Source organism: Arthrobacter sp. LAR12-1-1.1, from assembly GCF_040676555.1.
In the GTDB taxonomy this organism is placed as follows: Bacteria; Actinomycetota; Actinomycetes; order Actinomycetales; family Micrococcaceae; genus Arthrobacter.
This window is the reverse complement of sequence record NZ_JBEGIG010000056.1, coordinates 140,962-157,128: the sequence shown is the minus strand read 5'-3', so window position 1 is coordinate 157,128 and position 16,167 is coordinate 140,962. Positions and strand designations below refer to the sequence as shown.

Sequence of the window (16,167 nt, the reverse complement as noted above, 5' to 3'; positions counted from 1 at the left end):
ATAACTAATCCGGCGGTCGGACCGGATCTGTCCGGGCAGTCCATCGCGGACCCGCCCGGGACCCAAGAGGGCGGGTGGATCACCGTTTACACCACAGCAGCCAACGTCTCGGAGCGCCAGACCGCTCCGCCGTCGTTGGCCATCTCCACTGTGATCTTTGCGCTGCGCCCCAGCGAGCGGTCCGGACGGCCCACGCTGTGGATTCCGCTGGTGCGCCGGATCCGCGAGCCGTTCAAAGGCCTCTGGGCCTTGCCGGGCGGCCCGCTCACGCATTCCGAGTCACTCCAGGACGCCGCCTCGCGGAACCTGCGCGAGACCACGGGGCTGGCCCCGAACTACCTCGAACAGCTCTACGCCTTTGGCGGGCTGCACCGCTCGCCCACCCAGCGCGTCGTCTCGATTGTGTACTGGGCGCTCGTCCAGCCGACGGAGGCCGCGCTCGCCGACGAATCGGAGAACGTGCGCTGGTTCCGTGCCGACGGGCTCGGCGAGCTGGCCTTCGACCACAACGCGATCATCGACTACGCCCTGTGGCGGCTGCGCAACAAGATGGCCTACGGATCCATCGCCTACCACCTGCTGGGCGAGTACTTCACCCTCGCCCAGGTCCGGGAAGTCTACGAGGCCGTCCTGGACCGCGAACTCGATCCCGCCAACTTCCGCCGGCAGGTCAAGGCCACGCCGGAAATCGAAGAAACCGATCACTATCTGCAGGGCGGCAAGCACCGCCCGCCACGCCTCTACCGCTTTACCGGCCGCCCAGGCCTTGACCCAGACAACAGGAGCACACCATGAGCAGCGTCAACACGGCAATCCAGCTGATCACGCGCGAGCAGGCCACGACCATGACGGGGCGCGCGGCCGCCTCCACCTGCAGCCCCGCGCTGGCCCGCGGGCCCTGGGACTACGACCTCGCCGAAGCCCTCGCCGGTGTCCCCGCCTACGGGCCGGGCGCCTCCTCCGCCGACGCCGCCCCCGCCTCGACGCCCCGGCAGGGCCAGCTCCCGGAGGAGTACAAGCTTGCCAGCGACGCCGAACTCGACGCCCGGATCCGCGCCGCCAAAGCGGCACTGGGGGACCGCGCCGTCGTGCTGGGGCACTTCTACCAGCGCGACGAAGTGATCGAGTATGCCGACTTCGTGGGCGATTCCTTCCAGCTCGCCAATGCGGCCCTGACCCGGCCGGACGCGGAAGCGATCATCTTCTGCGGCGTGCATTTCATGGCCGAGACGGCGGACATCCTGTCCCGGCCGGACCAGGCCGTGATCCTGCCCAACCTCGCCGCGGGCTGCTCCATGGCCGACATGGCGGACATCGACTCGGTCACCGAGTGCTGGGAACAGCTTGAGGAAGTCTTCGGCACGGAGCCCGACGCCGACGGCCGGGTCCCGGTCATCCCGGTCACCTACATGAACTCCTCCGCAGCCCTTAAGGGCTTCTGCGGCGAGCGCGGCGGGATCGTCTGCACGTCCTCGAACGCCGCGACGGTGCTGGAGTGGGCGTTCGAGCGCGGCCAGCGCGTACTGTTCTTCCCGGACCAGCACCTGGGCCGCAACACCGCCAAGGCCATGGGGGTGCCGCTGGAGCAGATGCCGATGTGGAACCCGCGCAAGGACCTCGGCGGCAATGACGAACAGACCCTGCTCGATTCCCGGGTGATCCTCTGGCACGGCTTCTGCTCGGTGCACAAGCGCTTCAACGTTGGCCAGATCGAAAAGGCCCGCGCAGAGTTCCCCGGCGTGCAGGTGATCGTGCACCCGGAATGCCCCATGGAGGTGGTGGACGCCGCCGATTCCGCGGGCTCCACCGACTTCATCAAGAAAGCCATCGCCGCGGCCACCGAACCCACTACGTTTGCGATCGGCACCGAGATCAACATGGTGAACCGCCTCGCGGCGGAATACCCGCAGCACACCATCTTCTGCCTGGACCCGGTGATCTGCCCCTGCTCCACGATGTACCGCATCCACCCCGGCTACCTTGCCTGGGTCCTGGAAGCGCTCGTCCGCGGTGAGGTGCTGAACCGCATCACCGTGGAAGAGAACGTTGCCGCCCCGGCAAAGGTGGCGCTGGAACGCATGCTGGCGGCGCGGCCGTGACCAGGCGGCTGGTGATTGTCGGCAGCGGGGTTGCGGGGCTCTACGCCGCGCTGCTCGCTACCGGAAGCGGCCGTGACATCGAGGTGGTCCTCCTGAGCAAGGGGACGCTGGAGCAGAGCAACACCTTCTACGCCCAGGGCGGCATCTCCGCCGTGCTGGCCCCGGAGGATGCCGCCCCCGGGGACTCCGTGGCAGCACACATCGCGGACACGCTCGCCGCCGGTGCCGGGCTCAACGACGCCGAGGCAGTCCGTGTCCTATGCACCGAGGCCGTCCGGGACATCGCCGGCCTGGGCCGCTATGGCGTGCATTTCGACGCGGGTCCCGACGGCGGACCGGCCCTGGGCCTGGAAGCGGCGCACTCGGCGCCGCGCATCCTGCACGCCGGCGGGGACGCGACGGGCGCCTGCATCGCCCGCGGGCTCGTCGCCGCCGTCCTGGAACGCGCAGTCCTGGATCGTGCTGTCCACGGCCGGCTCCGGGTGGAGACCAGCGCGTTCGTCACCGAACTCCTGACGGAACCGGATGCTCTGTCACAGCCCGGCGGCACGCCCCCGACGCCGGCCCGGGTCACCGGCGTGGCCTACCTGGCCGGCGGACGGCCCCAGCAGCTCGCTGCCGACGCCGTCCTGCTCGCCACCGGCGGTGCCGGGCGGCTGTTTGCCCGCACCAGCAATCCCTCCGTCGCGACCGCCGACGGGCTGGCCCTGGCCTGGCGTGCCGGCGCCGCGGTGCGGGACCTCGAGTTCTTTCAGTTCCACCCCACCACCCTTGCCGCCCAGGAGGTCCCTGGCGGCCCGCCGGCCCTGCTCATCTCCGAAGCGGTCCGCGGCGAGGGGGCGGTGCTGCTGGATTCCGCGGGATACCGCTTCATGCCGGACTACCACCCCGATGCCGAGCTGGCCCCCCGCGACGTCGTCTCCCGCAGCATCGCCCTGCACCTGTCGGCCACCGGGGCCGCGCCGGACAGCCCGGTCTACCTGGACGCCCGTGGCATCGAGGAAGAGAAGGGTGCGGGCTTCCTGGCCCGGCGGTTCCCGACCATCACGGCGGCCACCCTCGCCGCCGGCTACGACTGGACCGCGGAGACGGTACCCGTGTCCCCGGCCGCCCACTATTGGATGGGCGGCGTGTGCACCGACCTGCGGGGCCGCACGTCGGTTCCGGGCCTGTATGCCGCCGGCGAGGTCGCGCGCACGGGCGCGCAGGGGGCAAACCGGCTGGCGAGCAACTCGCTGCTTGAGGGCCTCGTGTTCGGCCGCCGTGCGGTGGAGGACTTCCTGCGTGCGCCCGTGCCGGAGGCGGCCTGGCTCTCGCCGGCACGCGGGGACCTCAAGCCGGGCGGCCATGTCCAGCCCGCGGCGGCCGTTACCCCAGAGGCTGCTACCCCAGAGACTGCTACCCCAGAGACAGGCGGCACCGGCGCGGCGGAGGTTCCGTTCACCCGCGCGGCCCTGGGGAGACTCATGACCGCGGCTGCGGGAGTCACCCGCACGGGCGCCGGCCTCGACGCCGCCGCGCTCCAGCTGGCGCAGTGGGCCGCCGGCCCTGAAACCGCCGGCCTTGAATGCGGAGTCCACGCCGGGCCCAGCGCCGGACACAGCGCCTGTCTCGGCCAGGATGCCCATGAGGACCGGAACCTGCTGCTGGCTGCGGAACTCCTCGTGGCGGCGGCCCGGCAGCGCACACAATCCGTCGGTGCCCATTACCGGGCCGACACGGACGCCACCTCAGCCCTCACCCATTCCATGCAAAGGATTTCCTCGTGACCACCACTGCCCACGCAACCGCTTCACCGGAAACCGCAGCCCCGGAAGCCGTGCCCTCCCGTGCCGCGGCGCTCGCCGGGAGCCTGCCCGAGGCCGCCGTCCTGGCCGTCCTCCGCATGGCGCTGGACGAGGACGCCCCGTACGGGGACATCACCTCGCAGGTGCTCATCCCCGCGCAGGCGCGGGCGACTGCGGTGCTCAATGCCCGCGTTCCCGGCGTGCTGAGCGGCGGGGAGGTCTTCACCGCGGCGATGAAGCTGACCGACCCGGGCGCCGTCGTCGAACTGCTGGTCAACGACGGCGAGGCCTTCGCCGCCGGAACCGCACTGGCCCGGGTGACCGGGAACGCCCGCGCCGTGCTGCTGGCCGAACGCGTCGGCCTGAACCTGGTCCAGCGGATGAGCGCCATCGCCACCAGGACGGCCGAGTTCGTGGCGCTCGTGGACGGCACCGCGGCGCGGATCACAGATACCCGCAAGACGACGCCGGGGCTGCGGGTGCTGGAACGCTACGCCGTGCGCTGCGGCGGCGGCGCCAACCACCGCTTCAGCCTGTCTGACGCCGTCCTGGCCAAGGACAACCATCTGGCGGTCCTCACCGGCGGTGATCCGGCGAAGCTGACCGCGGTGCTGCGGGGCGCCAAGGCGCAGCTTGGCCATACAACACACTTCGAAGTGGAAGTGGACACCATCGAGCAGATCGAGCCCGTACTTGCGGCCGGGGTGGACACCATCATGCTGGACAACTTCTCCCTGGCCGAGCTGGCGGCCGGCGTCGAACTGGTGGGCGGCCGGGCCCGTGTCGAAGCCAGCGGCAACGTCAATCTCGCCACCGTGGCGGACATCGCGGCCACGGGGGTGGACGTCATCTCGATCGGGGCCCTGACGCACAGCGTCACGGCCCTGGACCTCGGCCTGGACATTGAGCTGGATGTCGAGCCCGTTCCTGCCCCGGAACAGACGGCCGGCTGAGGCGCACCGTGATCTTCCTCGACGCCGCAGCCACCACACCGGTCCGCCGCGAGGTGCTGGAGGCCATGTGGCCATACCTCACGGGCGAGTTCGGCAACCCGTCAAGCCATCACTCCCTGGGTGAGGCGGCCGCCACGGCGCTCGCCGGGGCACGCACCGCAACCGCCAAGGCCCTGGGCTGCCGCCCCGGGGAAGTCGTCTTTACCTCCGGCGGCACCGAAGCTGACAACCTCGCCGTCAAGGGCATCGCCCTGGCCCGGCGCGCCGCCGATCCGCGCCTGGACCGGGTGGCGATCAGCGCCGTCGAACATCCCGCGGTGGAAGAATCCGCCAGATACCTCGAACGGGTGCACGGCTTCGCGGTCGACGTGATCCCTGTGGACCGCTTCGGGCAGGTGACGGAAGAGGCCCTTGCCGCGGTGCTGCAGCCCGGGACGGCCCTGGTCAGCATCATGTACGCGAACAACGAGGTAGGCACGGTCCAGCCCATCGCCCGGCTCGCGGCGCTGGCCCGCGCCCACGGCGTCCCGTTCCACACCGACGCCGTCCAGGCCGCCGGCTGGCTGCCGATGGACACCGGCGCACTGGGCGTTGACGCGCTGAGCATTTCCGGCCACAAGCTGGGAGCGCCCAAAGGCAGCGGCGCGTTGTTTGTCCGCGGACGGGTCCGTCTTGAACCGCTGGTCCACGGCGGCGGGCAGGAGCGCGGCCGCCGTTCGGGAACGGAAAACGTCGCCGGGGCCGTGGCGCTGGCGACAGCCCTGACGCTGCCCCGGGAACCGGCCGGGCGCGTCTCTGCCCTCCGCGACGGGTTTATAGGCGCCGTGCTGGCCGGTGTTCCCGGTGCGCTGCTCACCGGGCACCCCACCGAGCGGCTGCCCTCGGTGGCATCTTTCTGCTTCCCGGGCACCAGCGGCGAGTCCGTGCTGCTGGAACTTGAGCGCCAGGGCGTCATCTGCTCCAGCGGGTCCGCGTGCGCGGCAGGCTCGGATGCGCCGTCGCCGGTGCTGCTTGCCATGGGCATCGAGCCCGAGGTCGCCCAGTCGGCGGTGCGCTTCAGCTTCGACTCGACCGTCACGGCAGTTCAGTTGCAGGAGGCGGCGGCCGCGGTCCGCACGGCCGTCGGCAGCGTCCGCTCCCTTGGGGAAGCTAGCGGTGGCGGGCGCGGCGGAAGATCCAGTGCCGCAGCATCGTGAACCGCACCGCGGTCGCGGCGAAGCCGGACAGTGTGGTGGTCCACAGTTCCTCGGCCACGGTGGCATCCGGGTTGATCCAGTGCAGGACGGCCAGGCTGCCGCCGGTGATCAGCAGCGCGACGAGGATCACGATCAGGCCGTTGAGGTGGTCCCGCTTCATCCGGCGGCGCTCGGTGATCTTGAACGTCAGGCGCCGGTTGAGGGCGGTGTTCATGAACGATGTCAGGATCAGGGCCGCCGCGTTGGCCGGCTGGGCCCCGAGCCAGGGCCGGGACAGGGCGTACAGGGCCAAGGAAGTCAGGGTACAGACAACCCCGACGCCGGTGAACCGGATGAGCTGCCGGACCACCGGGTAGCGGAGGATTCCGCGGTGGCGGCGGGCGGTCTGGCCGCGGACGGCGGCGGCAGGAGCCTGCTGTTCGAGCTGGGTCTCCATCCGCTCAGTACAGTTCGCCCACGGGGATGTCCACGGCCAGCCGGTTCGCCGGGCCCGCAAGCGGACATGCCCAGGCTTCGTTGTAGGCGCAGGAGGGGTTGTAGGCGAAATTGAAGTCCAGGACGAATTCGGCCTGGGGCCCGGAGCCCCGCACGCCGTGGAAAGCCCCCTTGATGGTGTCCAGGAGGTAGCGTCCCGCGCCGTAGCTGCCGCCGGGCTGGCCGGCGGTGGCGTCACGGAACGGCACGAAGATGCCGCCGCCGTAGCCCCTGAGCTTCCAGACTGCGAGCTGTCCCATCTCGGGAAGGTCGAAGGTGCCCAGCCGCACAAACCGGACCAGGCCGTCAGTCCCGGTCTCCACATTCATCTCCCGGCCGGCGCCCTCGAGGGTCAGCGGGACATGGAAACGGTAGATCGGATCGTAGTCCGCCGTCTTCAGGCCGCCGAAGCTGGCCTTGGCTTCTGCCGTCAGCGCCGAGGCCGGGTGCGTGCCGAACATGCGGTCCCGCTCCTGGCGCCAGTACGAATGGGCCTCCGCCGGGCTGTCCGCGGCAATCTTCCGCGTGGTGGCATAGAGGGCAAAGGTCCGCAGCCGCCAGTCCGCGATATCGAGCGCTGACATGCCTGCCACGTCGCCCTGGTCCCCAAAGTGCGTTCGGTCAATGTCATGTTCGGCCATGCCCCCAGCGTATCCGCTTTCCCGGGGCCGAAATTTGGGCCCCGGATTCCGGGCCGGACCCCCGCGCCGAATAACCCGTTCCGGCGGACCATCCAGCCGTAGACTTTCGCCCATGCGCAACCCCCTGCAGAACGCGGCCGCCGGCAATACCCTCAAGAGCCCCGGGGCCACGCCGGGCAGCGCGGGGTACACACCGGGCAGCGCCGGCGAAACACCGGGCAGCGCCGGGCGCGCGGCAGCGTCGCTGGCGGAGCTCGTGACGTACCGGACCGTATCCTCCCGGGCCGTGGCCGGGGTGGAGACAGACCAGTTCGAGGCCTTCATCGCGGCACTGCCACGGCTGTACCCGGCCGTCCATGCCGCCCTGGAACTGGAGCGCGTCAACGGCCACGCCCTCCTGTACCGCTGGCCCGGCAGCGCCTTGGCGGAGGACCCAGCGGCCGCGCAGCGCGCCTCGGTGCTGATGGCGCACTACGACGTCGTCCCGGCGGGCGACCCAGGACAGTGGACGCAGGCGCCGTTCTCCGGCCACAACGACGGCACCTTCCTGTGGGGCCGCGGGACACTCGATGACAAGGGCCAGCTCGTTGCCATCCTGGAGGCGGCCGAGAGCTTGCTCCGGGCGGGGCATGCCCCCGCGCATGACCTCTACTTCTCGTTCGGCAACAACGAGGAGACGGCCGGCAACAGCGCGGCGGCCGCCGCAGACCTGCTGGCCGGCCGCGGTGTGTTGCCCTGGCTCGTGCTGGACGAGGGCGGTGCCGTCGCCGGCGGTGCCTTCCCGGGGGTGAGCCGCCCGGCCGCCGTCGTCGGCGTGGCCGAAAAGGGAATCCTGGACGTGGAGCTGCTGACCCGGGACCAGGGGGACACGCCTCCACGCCGCCGCGGATGGGCGCGACGGCCCGGCTGGCCCGCGCCATCACCCGGATCGAGCGCAGCCCGTTCCCGCAGTCGCTGCCGGAGGTGACCGCGGAGATGCTGCGCCGCTTCTGCCCGCACACGCCGCCGCCGCTGCGAACCGTGTTCGCTAACGTCGCCCTGCTCCGGGCGCCGATCACCTGGCTCTTTGGCCGGCTCGGCAACGAGACCAACGCGATGACCCGAACCACCGTCGCCATCACCACCCTCGAAGGCAGCTCCGGGGCGAACGTCCTCGCCGCCACGGCCAAGGCCAACGCCAACATCAGGGTGGCGGTGGGGGAGACCGTCGAGGGCACCGTGGCACGACTGCGGAAAATCATCCGCGACCCGAAAGTCGAACTGCGCGTCGTGGAGGGCAACGGCCCGTCCCCGGTCTCCCCGAACTCCGCGCAGTGGGAACTGCTGGCGGACTGCATCGGGCAGGTCTTCCCCGAGGCGATCATCACCCCCTACATCATGATGGGCGGCACGGACTCGCGCCGCTTCACCGGGATCTGCGGCACCGTGTACCGCTTCGCGCCGTTCTTCATGGATGTCCGGGCCCGCGGTTCCATCCACGCCGTTGACGAGAAAATTTCCCTGGAGACGCTGGACCGGGGCGTCCGCTTCTACGAAACACTGATGCGGGAACTCTGAGTCATGCGGCGCCCCGGCTACGCTGGCACCATGACTGGGACGGCCCCTTTCGGAGGATCAGGCACCGCCGGAGTCCGGAGCGCTCTGCTGCGCACCGGCGCGGCGCTCGCGGTGGCGGCAGCCCTGACGGGCTGCAGCAGCGACGGCAAGGGGACGCCGGTCTGGACTGCAGGCAGCAGCGCGGCGGACGGTACCACTGACAGTGAGAGGCAGTCTGCCACCACTGGTCCCGCACCGTCGGGCCCGCCATCCTCGGCCGGCGCTGCCGCCACCCCCGGCTCGAGCGCGGGGGCCTGGAAAGTCTTTACCGACCCGGCAAAGACCGTCAGCTTTGAGGTGCCGCAGGACTGGATCGTCCAATCCGTTGCTCCAGACTCGGGTGCGCTGCCGGGGGCACTGAAGATCACCGTGAAGGACGCTGAAGGCGGCTACCTGGCCACCTTGCAGACCGGTCTGCCGCCGCAGCCTGCGCCGGCCTGCGCTGACGGCGCCGCACGGGACTACGTCGTGGTCAGCAGCGTGCCCGTTGACCTCCCGCACGCCGGCGGCGAGGGAACCATTGACCCGCACGTGGTCTTCCGGGTTATCCAGGGCTACAAGTACTTCGGCTCCTACGGCATCACCAACGTGGTGGGCGGCACCGGCGGCAAGAGCTGCGCGTTGCAGAATGTGGTCCGTGGCGTGGCCGGCAAGGGGGACTATTCGTTTGGGGACCTGACGGTGCTGAAAACGCTGGCGCCTGACCAGAAGGTCGCCCCCGCAAAGGCGTTCGACACTCTCGACCAGGCGGCCAAGTACGTCAATGAGGGGTCCGAATTCGCCAACGTCCAGCGGATGCTAATGTCTCTGAAGATCAAAAACTAGTCCCGCCCACCCGCACATCCCCGGGCCGTTGGCGGCGACTTCCCCTGCACCCACCTCACATCCCACATCCCGGAGATACGGAGATACATGGAACGCGCCGTAGCCGCCCGCCTGGCCTTCAAGACCGTTGCCGAGACCAAGGTGGCTCTCGCCGTGGCCGTGGCCCGGAACGGCGGGTACGGGTCGGTCGAAGAGTCGCTCATGGTAACCGCGGGAGGCGAGGACGTGCCGGTGACCGAACTCTCGGACCATCACGGCGGGCGTTTCCACTACATGGAATTCGCCGAACCCACCGAAGTGCTGGTTGAGTATTCGGCCACCGTCACCGGCTTCGCCCGGCCCGAGGAACCTGGGCTCATGGAACTGATCCGCTATGTCCGGCCCAGCCGCTACGCGGAGTCGGACCGGCTGCTGCCGACTGCCTATGCCGAATTCGGCGGGCTTCAGGGCGAAGAGCTGCTCCACGCCATCCGCAACTGGGTCTTCAGCGAACTGCGCTACGTCAGCGGATCCTCGCGGGGGACCGACGGCGCCGTCGAAACCCTGCTGCACCGCCGCGGCGTCTGCCGGGACTTTGCCCACCTCGCCATTGCCCTGCTGCGCTCCAAGAACGTCCCGGCCCGGCTGGCGGCTGTCTATGCCCCGGGCCTGACCCCGATGGACTTTCACGCCGTCGCCGAAGCGCACATCAACGGCGCCTGGCACGTCATCGACCCGACGGGGCTGGCGCCGCGGGAGAGCATGCTGCGGATCACGGCCGGGCGCGATTCCTCGGACACCGCATTCCTGTCCACCGTGGGCGGCAGCTTGTCGCTGAAGGAACTCAGCGTCACCGCCGTCGTCGATGAGCTGCCGCTGGAAGACCCGGCGAAGCTCGTCACCATCCAGTAGGCAGCGCCGGCCAGCGGGCCGGCGCCGGGTCTTTGCGCAGGGTTTCAGACGGTCTTAGCGCACGGCGACCGAGGCGCGGAGCTTTTCGGTCAGCCGCAGCAGTTCCTGCTGTTCGGCGGCGGAGAGGGCCGGGCCCACGAGCGCGGCGATGTCGCGCACGTGTTCCCGGCCGATCTGCTTCTGCAGGTCCCGTCCGGCATCGGTGAGCCGGATGAGGATCCCGCGGCCGTCCTCGGGGGCCGGAGTCCGTTCGACCAGCCCCCGCTTTTCGAGCCGCTCCACCAGCCGGCTCAGGCTGGACTGGCTCAGCAGGACGTTGTCGTTGAGCTCGTTCAGGCGCAGCCACCCGGAGGGGCAGCGCGAGAGCGTGAACAGGACGTCGTACTCATTGAGCGCCAGGGCTTTGAACGCCGGCGCCGCCTGCAGCTTGCGCATCACCGCCACCTGGGCCCGGAACAGGGATTCCCACGTTTCCGCGGCCAGGCGTACCGGCGATTCTGTGGTCCTGGCCGCCATCATGAGCCCTTGCTGGTGGTCTCTGCGGCGGCGGCGGCGTCGGTGGGTCCCGCTGCCAGCGCGGCGGCCACCCGGCCGGCGTGCGTCGGCGGTTCCGGGACATGCGCGGGCTTGAGCGCGGCATACTCCTTGCGCAGCACCGGCAGGACTTCTTCGCCGAACAGATCCAGCTGCTCCAGGACGGTCTTCAGCGGCAGGCCGGCGTGGTCGATCAGGAAAAGCTGGCGCTGGTAGTCGCCGAAGTACTCCCGGAACGTGAGGGTCTTTTCGATCACTTCCTGCGGGCTGCCGACCGTCAGCGGGGTCTGGGACGTGAAGTCCTCCAGCGAGGGGCCGTGGCCGTAGACCGGTGCGTTGTCGAAGTAGGGGCGGAACTCCTTGACGGCGTCCTGGGAGTTCTTCCGCATGAAGAACTGGCCGCCGAGGCCCACAATGGCCTGGTCCGCCTCGCCGTGGCCGTAGTGCTCGTAGCGTTCGCGGTAGAGGCCGATCAGCTGCTGGTAGTGCTCCTTGGGCCAGAAGATGTTGTTGGCGAAGAAACCGTCACCGTAGTACGCCGCCACTTCGGCGATCTGCGGCGTGCGGATCGAGCCGTGCCACACGAAGGGGGCGACGCCGTCGAGCGGACGCGGGGTGGAGGTGAAGTTCTGCAGCGGGGTGCGGTGCTTGCCGGACCAGTTGACGGTGTCCTCATCCCAGAGGCGGCGCAGAAGGGAGTAGTTCTCGATCGCGAGTTCGATCCCGTCCTGGATGTTCTTGCCGAACCAGGGGTAGACAGGGGCGGTGTTGCCCCGGCCCAGGACCAGGTCCACGCGTCCGTCCGCGAGGTGCTGGAGCATCGCGAAGTCCTCGGCGATCTTCACCGGGTCATTGGTGGTGATCAGTGTGGTGGCCGTGGACAGGATGATGCGCTCGGTCTGGGCCGCGATGTACGCGAGCGTGGTGGTGGGGGAGGAGGAGAAGAAAGGCCGGTTATGGTGCTCGCCGAGGGCGTAGACGTCCATGCCGATCTCTTCGACCTTCTTGGCGATCGCCACGGAGGCCTTGATGCGCTCGTGCTCGGTCGGGGTGCGGCCCGTGGTGGGGTCGGTGGTGATGTCGCTGACGCTGAATACGCCGATCTGCATGGTGTGCCTTTCCGTGGCCGGGGTGATCCGGGATCTGCTTCAACTATAACCGATTTACATGCATTTGCATCTATCGACGGGTATAACGCCCGCCACGGGGGAATATTCCCGCACCGTCCCGGCCGGGTTTCCCGGCTCGTCTTCCCGGCCGCGTTGCCGCCTGTGGCAGGAGCGCGGGCCTAGGATGCAATCAATCGGCTGGCCGCGAGGTGCCCGGCCCGCCCGGAAGGCCCCCATGCGACGTGTCGTAGCTTTTCTGTGTCTGGTGGAGCTCACCAGCGGAATCCTGCAGGGCTATTACACGCCCATCCTCACCGATAGCCCGGCACTTGGGGATCCACGACGCCGACGTCAACTGGTTCGAGGCCGCTCAGCTCATGGTCAGCGCCCTCGCCGTGCCGGTGCTGGCCAAGCTGGGGGACATGTACGGGCACCACATCGTGATCGGCAACCGCTGCTCCATGGGCGTGGACGCCTGGGTCAACTACGGGGCGACGATGCGCGAAGGTTCGTCACTCGGGGCCGACGCCTTTCTGATGAAGGGTGAAGACGTCCCGGAGAACGCAACATTTTCCGGCAACCCGTCGCGCGAAGTGATGGTCCCCGCCGCACCCGCAGCCCTCGCGGCCCTGGTGTCCAGCGGGCCCCGCCACAGGGACGCCGCCGCGGCAACTGGTGGGCGCCTGAAGCTCTCGAAGGGAACGCACGGAACCCACGCAGCCCACGGTGCCCACGCGGCCCGTGCTGCAGCCAACGCGGCCCACGGGACGCACCGGCTAACGCGGGACAAGGCAGGAACGCCGAGTTCTGGTTCCTAGTGCGAACCGGTTGGCACGGGAGCGTCTTCGGGGTAGTCGTCCGGGAAGTCCTCGGTCACGGCCGGCCCGGAATGGCGTCCGCGGCGCAGCGACTTCTGTAGCGCCTTGCGCTCACGCCGGCCTTCCACGAGCCGGTACAGCACAGGGACCAGGATGAGTGTGAGGGCGGTCGAGGAGATCAGGCCGCCGATCACCACGATCGCCAGGGGCTGGGAGATGAATCCGCCGCCGCCGGTGAGTCCGAGCGCCATTGGTGTCAGAGCAAACACCGTGGCGAGCGCTGTCATGAGGATGGGGCGCAGGCGCTGGCGGGCGCCGTGCGTGATAGCGTCCGCCACGTTCATCCCGGGTTCGCCGTTGCGCGGCTGGCGGTACTGGTTGATGAGGTCGATCAGCACAATCGCGTTGGTCACCACGATGCCCACGAGCATCAGCATGCCGATCAGCGACGGCAGCCCCAGCGGCACCCCGGTCACCACGAGCAGGGCGATGGCGCCTGTCGCGGCGAACGGGACGGAGACCAGCAGGATCAGCGGCTGGATGAGGGATTTGAACGCAGCCACCATGATCACGTAGACGATCGCGATGGCGGCCAGCAGCGCGAGTCCCAGCTGGCGGAACGAATCGGCCTGCTGCGTCGTGGCGCCACCGATCGTGGCGGTCACCCGGGGCGGCAGCTGCACTGACTTGAGCCGGTTCTGCACCTCGGTGCTGACCGCGCCGAGGTTGGAGCCCGACGGCGTCACCGAGACCCGCGCGGTGCGCTGGCCGTTGCTGGCGGTAATGGAGACGGGGACGTCCACCTGCTCCACCGAGGCGACGCTGCCGAGCGGGACGGTGCCGGCCGCCGTCGGCAGCGGGATCTCCCGGACCGCGTCGATGCTCGTGAAGCGGGTTCCCTCGCCGATCCGGACCGGGAAGTCGTTGGTGTCGATGCGGACAGTCCCGGCCGGAATCGGGCTGATCGTGGCGGCCAGCACCCCGGCCACGCGCTCCTCGTTCAGGCCGGCCGCGACGGCCTTGGCCCGGTCCACCTTGACCTGGACCACCGGCTGGCTGGCGGCCAGGTTGGTGGCCACCTCGCTGCTGCCGGGAACGCCGTCCATGGCCTTGACCATTGCGTCGCTGGCGGTCCGGAGATCGGCGGTGGTGGCGGCCTTGAGGGTGATGTCCACGGTCGACGACGTGCCGAAGCCGCCCTGCTGGGAACCGACCGTGATCTTTCCGGCGTCGCCGAGCTTGGAGAGTTCGCTGCGGACGGTGTCCTGGAGCTTGCCCTGGTTGGCTTTCTCGTCCGTCACCACGGTGAAGGTCGAATTCGACGCGCCGGACGAGAGCAGGGCCGAGAAGCCGGTCTGGGCGTTGCCGGTGGTGGCCTGGACGTCCTTGATCCCGTCGATGCCCCGCAGGGTGTCCTCAACCCGGATCGCCGATGCGCTGGCCTCGTCAAGGCTGGTCCCCGCCGGCAGGGCCTGCTTGACGGTCATGCTGTTCTCGCCGGAGCGGCCCAGGAGGTCGGTGGCGAGCAGCGGTGACATCGCCACGGTGCCGGCAAGCACCAGGGCCGCGGCGATAAGTGTGAGGACCGGGTGCCGCTGCGTACCGGCCAGGACGGGCAGGTAGCCGCGCTGCAGCAGCGTGCTCTGCTCGGCCTCGTGCGCCTTGGCGGCAATGTCAGCGGCAGAACCGGCCGGGGAGCCTGTGACGGCGGGTGTGCGCAGGAACCAGTAGGCCAGCACCGGCACGATGGTCAGCGAGACCAGCAGCGAGGAGAGCAGGGCGATGGTCACGGTCAGGGCGAACGGCCGGAACAGCGCACCGGCCAGATCGCCGACGAAGGCGATGGGCAGGAAGACGGCCACGGTGGTCAGGGTGGACGCCGTGATGGCGCCGGCGACTTCGCGGATGGCGGTCACGATCGCGGTGATCTTGTCCTCGCCGTAGCTCAGGTGCCGTTTGATGTTTTCGATGACAACGATCGAGTCGTCCACCACGCGGCCGATTGCGATCGTGAGCGCGCCAAGGGTCAGGATGTTGAGCGAGTAGCCGGTGGCCGAGAGCCCGATGAACGTGATCAGCAGGGACAGCGGGATGGACACGGCCGTGACCAGGGTTGCTCGCACGGACATCAGGAACACCAGGATCACCAGGACGGCGAAGCCCAGTCCCAGCAGGCCCTCGGTGGTGAGGTCCTTGATGGACTTCTCGATGAACGGCGCCTGGTCGAAGACCGGGGTGAACTTGGCATTGGAGCCGAGCTCGGCCTCGAGCTGCGCGATGGCGTCCTTGACCGCATGGGAGATCGCGACGGTGTCTCCCTCGGGCTTCTTGGTCACGGACAGGGCGAGGGTTTCCTTGCCGTTGGTCCGTGTGATGGACGTGCGGGCGTCCTCGACGAGGCTGACATCTGCCACACTGCCGATGGTCGCCGCATCGCGGGCCGCGCCCAGGGGGAGGGCCTTGATGGCGTCGAGGGAGTCCACCGGGCTGCCGATCTGCAGCGAGAGGGTCTTGCCCTGTTCCTCGATGGTGCCGGCCGGAACCAACGCCCCGTTGTTCTTCAGCGCGTCGCTGATGGACTGGATGCCCGCGCCCGACGCGGCCAGGTCCTTGGGCCGCGGCAGGATCTGGATGTGCTGCGTGGCGCCGCCGGTCACGTCGGCGCCCCTGACGCCGTCGAGCTTCTGCAGTCGGGGGACGCTGAGCCGGGCGAGATCGGCGTTGAGTTCACTGAGCGGTTTGTCCGAAGACACGGCCAGGAACACGATCGGGAAGTCGCTGATGCTCCCGGCGATCGCCTGCGGCTGGACGTCCTTCGGCAAGGCCTGCTTGGCGTTGGAGATGGCGCGGTCGATCTGGTTCCGCGCCCGGTCCAGGTTGGAGCCGTACGTGAACGCCAGGGAGATCTGGGAGACGCCGTTCCGGGACGTCGACGACGTCGACTCCAGGCCCTCGACGCTGTTCAGTGCCTTTTCCAGCGGGGCACTGATCTGCTTGTCCACCACTTCCGGCGACGCGCCGGGCATCGAGGAGATGACCGTGATCTGCGGGAACTCGATGGAGGGGATGAGCTCCTGCTTCAGCGAGGACATCGTGATCACGCCGAACACGGACGCGAACACCGTGATCAGCGCGATCAGGGCCCTGTTGGCGAGAGACAGCTTTGCAAGCCGGAACATCTCATGGTCTCCTGGTGGGTCGAGGGCGTCCTGCACAACGGGACATCAAAACGGTGACGTCAACG

At 69.3% G+C, this 16,167-nt stretch carries 14 protein-coding genes and 1 pseudogene; 10 read left to right on the top strand and 5 right to left on the bottom strand.

Annotation, left to right across the window (positions count from 1 at the left end; genetic code table 11):
• The first annotated feature begins 78 nt into the window (after nucleotides 1-78).
• The 5 genes from MRBLAR12_RS20645 (at nucleotide 79) to MRBLAR12_RS20625 (ending at nucleotide 6,035) form a co-directional block, all read left to right on the top strand.
• Nucleotides 79-795 (top strand): NUDIX hydrolase, encoded by a 717-nt coding sequence (locus tag MRBLAR12_RS20645; protein ID WP_229993872.1) that lies wholly within the window; start codon nucleotides 79-81, stop codon nucleotides 793-795.
• Nucleotides 792-2,099, top strand: coding sequence for a quinolinate synthase NadA (nadA, locus tag MRBLAR12_RS20640; RefSeq protein WP_364748072.1), 1,308 nt, complete (start codon nucleotides 792-794; stop codon nucleotides 2,097-2,099). Before MRBLAR12_RS20645 ends, nadA begins: the two co-directional genes overlap by 4 nt.
• Complete coding sequence (locus MRBLAR12_RS20635) at nucleotides 2,096-3,868, top strand: L-aspartate oxidase (RefSeq protein WP_364748070.1); 1,773 nt, start codon at nucleotides 2,096-2,098, stop codon at nucleotides 3,866-3,868. The genes nadA and MRBLAR12_RS20635 overlap by 4 nt, the downstream gene beginning before the upstream one ends.
• Before the next feature lie 116 nt (nucleotides 3,869-3,984).
• Nucleotides 3,985-4,839 (top strand): carboxylating nicotinate-nucleotide diphosphorylase, encoded by an 855-nt coding sequence (nadC, locus tag MRBLAR12_RS20630; protein WP_229993873.1) that lies wholly within the window; start codon nucleotides 3,985-3,987, stop codon nucleotides 4,837-4,839.
• A gap of 8 nt (nucleotides 4,840-4,847) precedes the next feature.
• A complete protein-coding gene (locus MRBLAR12_RS20625; protein WP_364748067.1) occupies nucleotides 4,848-6,035 on the top strand; it encodes a cysteine desulfurase family protein in 1,188 nt (395 codons plus the stop codon).
• Here the strand turns inward: MRBLAR12_RS20625 and MRBLAR12_RS20620 are convergent.
• Nucleotides 5,989-6,471, bottom strand: a complete 483-nt coding sequence (locus MRBLAR12_RS20620) for a GtrA family protein (protein ID WP_229993866.1) — start codon at nucleotides 6,469-6,471, stop codon at nucleotides 5,989-5,991. The genes MRBLAR12_RS20625 and MRBLAR12_RS20620 overlap by 47 nt on opposite strands.
• Nucleotides 6,472-6,475: 4 nt before the next feature.
• Entirely contained in the window at nucleotides 6,476-7,150 is a 675-nt protein-coding gene (locus MRBLAR12_RS20615) for a DUF1684 domain-containing protein (protein ID WP_229993867.1), read from the bottom strand.
• 112 nt (nucleotides 7,151-7,262) lie between these two features.
• Between MRBLAR12_RS20615 and MRBLAR12_RS20610 the strand changes: the two genes are divergently transcribed.
• The 4 genes from MRBLAR12_RS20610 to MRBLAR12_RS20595 all read left to right on the top strand — a co-directional run bounded on the left by MRBLAR12_RS20610 (nucleotide 7,263) and on the right by MRBLAR12_RS20595 (nucleotide 10,462).
• Nucleotides 7,263-8,117: a M20/M25/M40 family metallo-hydrolase gene (locus MRBLAR12_RS20610; protein ID WP_364748063.1), complete on the top strand. Its 855-nt coding sequence runs from the start codon at nucleotides 7,263-7,265 to the stop codon at nucleotides 8,115-8,117.
• Nucleotides 8,039-8,707 (top strand): M20/M25/M40 family metallo-hydrolase, encoded by a 669-nt coding sequence (locus tag MRBLAR12_RS20605; protein WP_364748060.1) that lies wholly within the window; start codon nucleotides 8,039-8,041, stop codon nucleotides 8,705-8,707. The genes MRBLAR12_RS20610 and MRBLAR12_RS20605 overlap by 79 nt, the downstream gene beginning before the upstream one ends.
• A 30-nt stretch (nucleotides 8,708-8,737) precedes the next feature.
• A complete protein-coding gene (locus MRBLAR12_RS20600; protein WP_364748059.1) occupies nucleotides 8,738-9,571 on the top strand; it encodes a hypothetical protein in 834 nt (277 codons plus the stop codon).
• An 87-nt stretch (nucleotides 9,572-9,658) separates the two neighbouring features.
• Nucleotides 9,659-10,462: a transglutaminase-like domain-containing protein gene (locus tag MRBLAR12_RS20595; protein ID WP_229995745.1), complete on the top strand. Its 804-nt coding sequence runs from the start codon at nucleotides 9,659-9,661 to the stop codon at nucleotides 10,460-10,462.
• Between the two features lie 54 nt (nucleotides 10,463-10,516).
• Here MRBLAR12_RS20595 and MRBLAR12_RS20590 read toward each other — a convergent pair whose 3' ends face one another.
• Together MRBLAR12_RS20590 and MRBLAR12_RS20585 are read right to left on the bottom strand one after the other, a co-directional pair.
• Nucleotides 10,517-10,978 carry a MarR family winged helix-turn-helix transcriptional regulator gene (locus tag MRBLAR12_RS20590; RefSeq protein WP_229995744.1) on the bottom strand — a complete coding sequence of 154 codons (462 nt, stop codon included), beginning with the start codon at nucleotides 10,976-10,978 and terminating at the stop codon, nucleotides 10,517-10,519.
• The gene (locus MRBLAR12_RS20585; protein ID WP_364748056.1) at nucleotides 10,978-12,105 is read right to left on the bottom strand and encodes an LLM class flavin-dependent oxidoreductase; all 1,128 of its coding nucleotides are present in this window, start codon (nucleotides 12,103-12,105) and stop codon (nucleotides 10,978-10,980) included. Before MRBLAR12_RS20585 ends, MRBLAR12_RS20590 begins: the two co-directional genes overlap by 1 nt.
• Before the next feature lie 235 nt (nucleotides 12,106-12,340).
• Between MRBLAR12_RS20585 and MRBLAR12_RS20580 the strand changes: the two are divergent.
• Nucleotides 12,341-12,542, top strand: a pseudogene (locus MRBLAR12_RS20580) (MFS transporter); the annotation flags it as partial.
• A 377-nt stretch (nucleotides 12,543-12,919) separates the two neighbouring features.
• Here MRBLAR12_RS20580 and MRBLAR12_RS20575 read toward each other — a convergent pair.
• On the bottom strand, nucleotides 12,920-16,102 hold the full coding sequence (locus MRBLAR12_RS20575; RefSeq protein ID WP_364748054.1) for an efflux RND transporter permease subunit: 3,183 nt from the start codon (nucleotides 16,100-16,102) through the stop codon (nucleotides 12,920-12,922).
• Between the last annotated feature and the right edge of the window lie 65 nt (nucleotides 16,103-16,167).

Bases quoted from the DNA above. Each gene is read 5' to 3' on its own strand.
- nadA (WP_364748072.1), top strand. From the start codon at position 792: ATGAGCAGCGTCAACACGGCAATCCAGCTGATCACGCGCGAGCAGGCC.
- nadC (WP_229993873.1), top strand. From the start codon at position 3,985: ATGGCGCTGGACGAGGACGCCCCGTACGGGGACATCACCTCGCAGGTG.
- MRBLAR12_RS20620 (WP_229993866.1), bottom strand. From the start codon at position 6,471: ATGGAGACCCAGCTCGAACAGCAGGCTCCTGCCGCCGCCGTCCGCGGC.
- MRBLAR12_RS20615 (WP_229993867.1), bottom strand. From the start codon at position 7,150: ATGGCCGAACATGACATTGACCGAACGCACTTTGGGGACCAGGGCGAC.
- MRBLAR12_RS20610 (WP_364748063.1), top strand. From the start codon at position 7,263: ATGCGCAACCCCCTGCAGAACGCGGCCGCCGGCAATACCCTCAAGAGC.
- MRBLAR12_RS20605 (WP_364748060.1), top strand. From the start codon at position 8,039: ATGGGCGCGACGGCCCGGCTGGCCCGCGCCATCACCCGGATCGAGCGC.
- MRBLAR12_RS20600 (WP_364748059.1), top strand. From the start codon at position 8,738: ATGACTGGGACGGCCCCTTTCGGAGGATCAGGCACCGCCGGAGTCCGG.
- MRBLAR12_RS20595 (WP_229995745.1), top strand. From the start codon at position 9,659: ATGGAACGCGCCGTAGCCGCCCGCCTGGCCTTCAAGACCGTTGCCGAG.
- MRBLAR12_RS20590 (WP_229995744.1), bottom strand. From the start codon at position 10,978: ATGGCGGCCAGGACCACAGAATCGCCGGTACGCCTGGCCGCGGAAACG.
- MRBLAR12_RS20585 (WP_364748056.1), bottom strand. From the start codon at position 12,105: ATGCAGATCGGCGTATTCAGCGTCAGCGACATCACCACCGACCCCACC.
- MRBLAR12_RS20575 (WP_364748054.1), bottom strand. From the start codon at position 16,102: ATGTTCCGGCTTGCAAAGCTGTCTCTCGCCAACAGGGCCCTGATCGCG.